The sequence below is a fragment of the Flavobacterium restrictum genome (assembly GCF_007097245.1).
Lineage (GTDB): Bacteria > Bacteroidota > Bacteroidia > Flavobacteriales > Flavobacteriaceae > Flavobacterium > Flavobacterium restrictum.
On sequence record NZ_VJZT01000050.1, the window covers coordinates 1 to 2210 of the forward strand.

At 26.2% G+C, this 2210-nt stretch carries 1 protein-coding gene; it reads right to left on the bottom strand.

Annotation, left to right across the window (positions count from 1 at the left end):
- Positions 1 to 91: 91 nt before the first annotated feature.
- Complete coding sequence (locus FNW21_RS16110; protein WP_144257770.1) at positions 92 to 2083, bottom strand: ATP-binding protein; 1992 nt, start codon at positions 2081 to 2083, stop codon at positions 92 to 94.
- Positions 2084 to 2210 lie beyond the last annotated feature (127 nt).

Below are 2210 nucleotides of genomic sequence, written 5' to 3' on the forward strand. Positions count from 1 at the left end.
TCGGATTTGCCAAATCTTCCAAATACAAAACCAATTTCAAATTAAGCCTAATACCCAAATTGCTTGTAGCGTGTGTTAGGCGTTGTTTTTTTTAGTCTAAAAAGGCATCACATTTCTCATTTAACCAATTTAATGAGGCAAGAGTTATTGTTAAATCTTCTTCATTTATATCTTTAGCGTGAGCATCAATTCTATTACTATTGCATAAATCCATATAAATATCAAACTTGCTTTTGTCTAAAAATATGTTTTCAAAATCACTCCAGTTTTTTGAGATAAATGTTTTTAAATCATTAAAATATATTTCAGATTTATCTGAAAAGATTTCATTTATATTTAGGTTATTTAGTCTTTCCCTTCTTTTTTCCTCAACTATTTTTAGAAATTCAGTCTTACATTTATTTACACCATATTTTGATTTCACAGCTAATTTTACAATGTTCCTGATTTTAATTTCAAGCTGATTTCTTTTTGTAGTTATAACTGTCCACTTATCTTCAATTGTTGTTATTTGATTTAGCAGGGTTGTGTTTACTAAAATATAGTTTTTTACAGCATTTATTTTTATATGGTATTTATTTGAGTCTGATTTTTCAATTAAGTTATAGCCCAGTAAATGAATAATCGGTTTATCAGAAATAGAACTTAATTTTGTGAATTCGTCATAATCTCCAATTACAAGAGATTCTAATAATTTGTATTCATTAGGATACCAAATTTTCAATACGTCAATTATTAATTCTACATAGTCTGAAAGGTATTTATTAAATTCATCAATTTTTTCTTTATAGAAAAACTTTGTTACTTGTTGTGGTCTTTGGCTAGAAATTTCTTGATGAATTTTTGAACAAACTTGACGAATTAGAAATGGGTGTCCTCCAAAATCATCAGTCAAAAAAGTATAAATTTCACTGTCAAAATCTAATCCCATATAGTTTCCAATATTTTTGACCATATCTTCAACATTGGTGTGATTAAATAGTTTTAGGTATGTAGGTGTTATCATTCTATAAATTGGATTATCAAAGTCTCCAATTAAACCAGTTTCTATGGTTTTTGGATTAACACCAGCTATTATAAATGAGAATAAATTTGGATTTTTTTGATATACAGCTCTTATTGATTGCCAAAAAAAGATGAAATCATTTTCTTTCCTCCAATGATTTGTTGGTGATATATCAAATGTAATATTTTCGATTTCATCAAAAAATATCAAAATTCTATTCTGATTTTGTAGTTTATATAAAATTTTTAAATCTTCTTCAAAATATGTTGAAGCATCTTTTTCAGTATAATTTGAATTTAACTTTATATCAATATTATCTTCGGTTCTCTCTTGAATTTCAATTACTAAATGACCAATAATAAATTCTAAACATTCAAACCATCGGCGCTTATGAAATGCTGGTTCTTGACAATCTATGAAGACGGTTGTTTCTCCTCTTAAATTTAAATATCTTTTTAAAGCATATAGTACAGAAGTCTTCCCAATCTTTCTTAAACCAAATAAACCACTATTTTCTCCAGATTTATATTTATCATAGAAAAATTGAACAGTTTCAGTTCTTCCATAAAAATAAGCATCATTTTGTAATGGAGATTCGAAAGCAAATAAATCTCTTCCATAAAAAAATTCTTTAAGTCTTTGTTGAATTAATTCAACTGGAGAATTTTTATAGAAGTCAACATAACTAAAAGGTATTATAATTCTAGTTTCAGGATTTTGTTGAGATAGTAATTTAATTTTCTTCTTTATGTTATTGTCTTTACTAATAAGAATTAAACATAATTTATCAAGTCTATTATGATATTCGAACATTAATTTATCTACATAGTCAAAAGTACGATTGTCAAAATCATCGTGACTATTTATTATCAATAGCATTTCATTTTGAAATCTATATTTTTCTCTTAAATCTTTTGTTGGTTTTAAAAATGCAAAATTATACCAAGTTCCTTTAAAATTATGTGATTTTGCAAAAGAGACAGAAAATAATTTAGCGAAATGTTTTATCATTTCTCTTTCTCCGTATTGTATGTCTGCTTTTTTTAAATCTACATTTGGATGTATTCCTGTTTCCATTTAAATTGTTGAATTTGTTGTTTTTAGGTAAAATAACGCCTAACGTTCCTCGCTACAAGCAGTTTGGGACTAAATTAAGCCCATTCTTCGGATTTGTCAAATCTCCCAAATACAAAACCATTTTCAA

What these genes read in the sequence shown, in the direction of transcription:
- FNW21_RS16110 (WP_144257770.1), bottom strand. Translation starts at nt 2,083, where the DNA reads ATGGAAACAGGAATACATCCAAATGTAGATTTAAAAAAAGCAGACATA.